This is a genomic window from Streptomyces sp. PT12 (assembly GCF_003311645.1).
In the GTDB taxonomy this organism is placed as follows: Bacteria; Actinomycetota; Actinomycetes; order Streptomycetales; family Streptomycetaceae; genus Streptomyces.
In genome coordinates this window covers 1-3,976 of record NZ_QEST01000185.1, presented here as the reverse complement: position 1 = coordinate 3,976, position 3,976 = coordinate 1, and the positions used below count along the sequence as shown (strand labels likewise).

The 3,976-nt window shown below is 73.6% G+C and carries 7 protein-coding genes; 4 read left to right on the top strand and 3 right to left on the bottom strand.

The features are described 5' to 3' along the window. Together DEH69_RS22130 and DEH69_RS22125 are read left to right on the top strand one after the other, a co-directional pair. Positions 1–352: DUF3459 domain-containing protein (locus tag DEH69_RS22130; RefSeq protein ID WP_113688755.1), on the top strand; the 352-nt coding region annotated here is incomplete at its 5' end. A 34-nt stretch (positions 353–386) separates the two neighbouring features. Then, positions 387–1,409, top strand: a complete 1,023-nt coding sequence (locus tag DEH69_RS22125) for a LacI family DNA-binding transcriptional regulator (protein WP_113688754.1) — start codon at positions 387–389, stop codon at positions 1,407–1,409. Between the two features lie 78 nt (positions 1,410–1,487). Here DEH69_RS22125 and DEH69_RS22120 read toward each other — a convergent pair whose 3' ends face one another. Next, complete coding sequence (locus DEH69_RS22120; protein ID WP_147255760.1) at positions 1,488–2,114, bottom strand: hypothetical protein; 627 nt, start codon at positions 2,112–2,114, stop codon at positions 1,488–1,490. A 254-nt stretch (positions 2,115–2,368) separates the two neighbouring features. On the opposite strand from DEH69_RS22120, the gene DEH69_RS33035 reads away from it, so the two are divergent. Next, the gene (locus tag DEH69_RS33035; protein WP_258534873.1) at positions 2,369–2,491 is read left to right on the top strand and encodes a hypothetical protein; all 123 of its coding nucleotides are present in this window, start codon (positions 2,369–2,371) and stop codon (positions 2,489–2,491) included. Between the two features lie 52 nt (positions 2,492–2,543). Further along, complete coding sequence (locus tag DEH69_RS22115; protein WP_181727548.1) at positions 2,544–3,563, top strand: NAD-dependent epimerase/dehydratase family protein; 1,020 nt, start codon at positions 2,544–2,546, stop codon at positions 3,561–3,563. On the opposite strand, the gene DEH69_RS31705 is transcribed toward DEH69_RS22115, so the two are convergent. Together DEH69_RS31705 and DEH69_RS32155 are read right to left on the bottom strand one after the other, a co-directional pair. Continuing rightward, positions 3,564–3,728: a hypothetical protein gene (locus DEH69_RS31705; RefSeq protein ID WP_181727547.1), complete on the bottom strand. Its 165-nt coding sequence runs from the start codon at positions 3,726–3,728 to the stop codon at positions 3,564–3,566. It lies immediately after the preceding gene. A 61-nt stretch (positions 3,729–3,789) separates the two neighbouring features. Then, positions 3,790–3,976, bottom strand: a 187-nt coding sequence (locus DEH69_RS32155; protein WP_220131323.1) for a hypothetical protein, incomplete at its 5' end; no start/stop codon positions are given.

The following is a 3,976-nucleotide window of genomic DNA, read 5'->3' as shown; positions in this document are numbered from 1 at the left end:
CAGCTGGCTGCCCCAACCCCCCGCCTGGGCGGCGCTCTCGGTCGCCCGCCAGACCAAAGACCCCGCCTCCACCCTGGAGTTGTACCGCTCGGCGCTCGCCGCCAGGCGCGCGCACGCGGCGCTGGGCGCGGGCGACGCGGTGCGCTGGCTTGAGGCGCCCGATGGCGTCCTGGCCTTCCGCCGCGAGGGCGCGGACGGCTCCGCCGTGGTGTGCGCGGTCAACACCAACCCCACCCCCGTCCCGGTCCACGGCCTGCTCCCCGAGCCAGGCCGCCCCCTCCTCACCAGCGCCCCGCTCCCCGACCCCGTGGTGCTGCCAGGGGACTGCGCGGTGTGGTGGGAGAGCCTGTGAACGACGCGCGCGCAGACGTATCCCAGGGGGCCAGGTGACGGATGCCGGGCCCGCGCGGCTCGCGGACATCGCCTCGCAGGCGCGGGTCAGCGAGGCGACCGTCAGCCGGGTGCTCAACGGCAAGACCGGCGTCGCCGCGGCCACCCGGCAGAAGGTGCTCGCCGCCCTCGACGTGCTGGGCTACGAGCGCCCGGTGCGGCTGCGGCAGCGCAGCGCTGGCCTGGTCGGGCTGGTGATCCCCGAGCTGACCAACCCGATATTCCCCGCGTTCGCCCAGGTCATCGAGCAGCTGCTGGCCGGGCGCGGCTACACGCCCGTGCTGTGCACCCGCAGCCCAGGCGGCGCGACCGAGGACGAGCTGGTGGAGCAGCTGGTCGACCGTGGCGTCACCGGGATCATCTTCCTCTCGGGGATGCACGCCGACACCACGGCGGATCCGGCGCGTTACGCCAGGCTCACCGGGCGCGGCGTGCCGTTCGTCCTCATCAACGGCTTCCAGGCCGCCATCGCCGCGCCCTCGGTCTCGCCCGACGACGCCGCGGCGACCCGGATCGCCGTGCGCCACCTGCGGGCGCTCGGCCACCGGCGGGTCGGCCTGGCCGTCGGGCCCGACCGGTTCGTGCCGGTGCGGCGCAAGGTCGCGGGGTTCCTGCGTGAGACCGCGGGAGACGGGGTCGACGGGGTGGTGCGGCACTCGTTGTTCGGCGTCGAGGGCGGCCAGGCGGCCGCCGCCGCGCTGCTCGACGCCGGCTGCACGGGCATCGTGTGCGGCAGCGACATGACCGCGCTCGGCGCGATCCGCGCGGTGCGGCAGCGCGGCCTCGACGTGCCGCGTGATGTCTCGGTCGTCGGCTATGACGACTCCTACATCTTCGCGTTCACCGATCCGCCGCTCACCACGCTGCGCCAGCCGGTGCGGGCCATGGCGGGCGCGGCCGTGGACGCCCTGCTCGAAGAGGTGGGCGGCACGCTGGCCCATCCCACCGAGTTCGTCTTCCAGTGCGAGCTGGTCGTCAGGGGATCGACGGCCCAGGCGCGCGCCGCGGATGACGCCTGATCGCCCACGGGGTTCGTGGCCGTCGGCCACGAACCGGCGCTCACCTTGGCATTGACGACCGGCCGGTGTCCTTGAGGGTCACCCGGACACCGGCATCAGCCAGCTGTTGAGGACCACGGCGCCCTCGCCGAAGCGCTCGTCCACCGTCTCCTGCAACTCCGGCGTCGCCAGCACCACATCGGCCTGGACCACGCCCTGCTCCTCGTCGGGGAACGACGACAGCACGTCGTCGGGGAAGTCCTCCGTGAGGTCCCGCTGGATGTCCGCGAGCTCATCGGGGTCCCGCGCCGCCCGGTCGCCGCCGCCCGGCTCGTCGGGCGCGGGCGCCGCTGGCCACTCGGCCGGTCTTGACGGCGGCCCCGTCCCGGTGACCGTGAACGTCTCGCCGTCCCACGTTCCCGTCAGCTCGAAATCTCCCCAGGTGGTGCCCTGTTCCGACTCCGCCTCCACCGCGTCCCAGTCCCAGCGCGCCAGTTCGACGCCGCCGCCGCACTGCGGCGGGAAGGACTCCGCGACCCCGGCGCACAGCACCGGGCCGCGGTCGGGGGACTGGAGCACCGTGCCCGAGGCCCGGTACTCCTGGTCGACGGGAGGAGGGTTCTCGGGCGGCGCGTCGCTCCGCGCCGGGTCCGAGCCGCCCTCCTCGCCGCACGCGGTGAACAACAGCACGGCGGGGAGCACGCCCAGCAATGCTCGTTTCCTCATGGCCCTGTGACGCGGCCGCCCGCCGAGGGGTTCCGGGGGCCTGGGGTCTGTTGTGAAGGTCCCGCCTGCTCCGGGACGCCTGGCACGCACGCTCGCCGCGTTGTCGGGATCGCCCGAGTACGCCCGGGGACGTTCCCTGACGCCCGTAGCGTTGTTCCGGCTCCTGCACCAGGTATCCGGACAGGTCGGGAAGTGTGCTCCCCGTAGGCGCGGGGGTGGCCCCCGCATTGGTCCGAGCGACGTCGCTCGGACCAATGCGTGACGGCGGCCGTTCAGCGGCCGAGATCGCCCGCGCCCTCGTTGCCGACGTGGACCAGGCCGTGCTCGACGATGCGCTGGCCTGGCTCACCGACCAGGAGCACCCCGGGCCGTGGTAGGCGTACACCGTCTGTGGTTCCCGGGCGATGCCAGCACTGGCAGGATCGCGGCATGCGGATTCTGGTGGTGGGTGGTACCTGGTTCCTCGGCCGGGCGGTAGCGGAGCAGGCGCTCGCGCGCGCGTGGTCAGTGACGACGTTCAGCCGCGGCCGGTCCGGCTCGGCGCCAGCTGGCGCCGAGACCATCCGCGGGGACCGGACGGTCCCGGAAGACCTGGCGCGCCTGGCCGACAGCGGCAGGTGGGACGCCGTGATCGACACGAGTTCGGCGGACTTGGCGCCGCGTCATGTGCTGGCAGCGGCACGGGCCTTGGAGCCAGTCGCACGACGGTACGTGTACGTGAGCACCGTGAACGCGTACCGCGGCTGGCCGGACGAGCCGTTGACGGAATCGTCGCCGTTGCTCGACGCCCCACCGGACGCTGGCGAGGAGTACGGCCGGGACGGTTCTCCTGCGGCCTACTACGGCACCCAGAAGGCCGGTTCCGAGCGAGCGGTTGCCGAGACGTTCGGCACGGTGCGGACGGTGGTTCTCCGGCCGGGCGTGATCCTGGGGCCGGGCGAGTACGTCGGGCGGCTGCCCTGGTGGCTGCTGCGTGCACGTCGCGGCGGCACCATCCTGGCGCCGGGGCGGCCGGAGCGGACGATTCAGCCTGTTGACGTGCGCGATGTCGCGGCGTTCGCGCTCGACCAGGCGGCCGCGCGGATCGGCGGCGCCTACAACATCACAGCCCCGCTCGGGCGCGAGACCATGGGCGATCTGCTGAACGCCTGCGTGGACGAGACCGGTGGCCGTGGCCGCCTGGAATGGGTACCGGATGCCGTGCTCGATCAGCACGGCGTTCGGCAATGGACCGAGCTGCCGCTCTGGCGCACCGCGGCCGGGGCTTGGGCGGTGGACTCCACGGGCGCGCACGCCGTCGGGCTGCGCTGCCGCCCGCTCGGCCAGACCGTGGCCGACACCTGGGCGTGGCTGCACACCGGTGGCATGCCGGTCGACCACCCCCGGTGGGCCGAGCACGGCATCGCCCCCGAGAAGGAGGCGGCGATTCTGGCCGCACTCGGCCGCTGATCAGGCCCCCAGAGCGGGGCGCGCCGCCGAGTTGAGGGGATGCCTCGGCGGCACCGGCGACAGCGCTACGAACTCCTCCACCTCCTCGCCGAGCTGGCGCGCGGCCGAGGCGTCCGGGAGGTCTCGACGGGTCAAGTCGAGGCGCAGGCTGGCGACGCGTTCCATGAGGCCGAGCGTGCGCCACTGGCCGTTCAGTGGTGATGGAGGGGCCGTTCGCTGTTCCCGCTCATCGGGGCGGGGGTACCGTCCTGAATGCCACACGCAGGACGAACACGGAGAACATCATGCACCAAGTGCTGGCCCCGCACACCGCCGCCGACGCCGGGATGCCGCGATGACCGAGGCGCAGGAGATCGGGAGGCGCATGCGAGACGCGCGGCTCCGCCTGGGCTACACACAGGCCGATGTCGCTG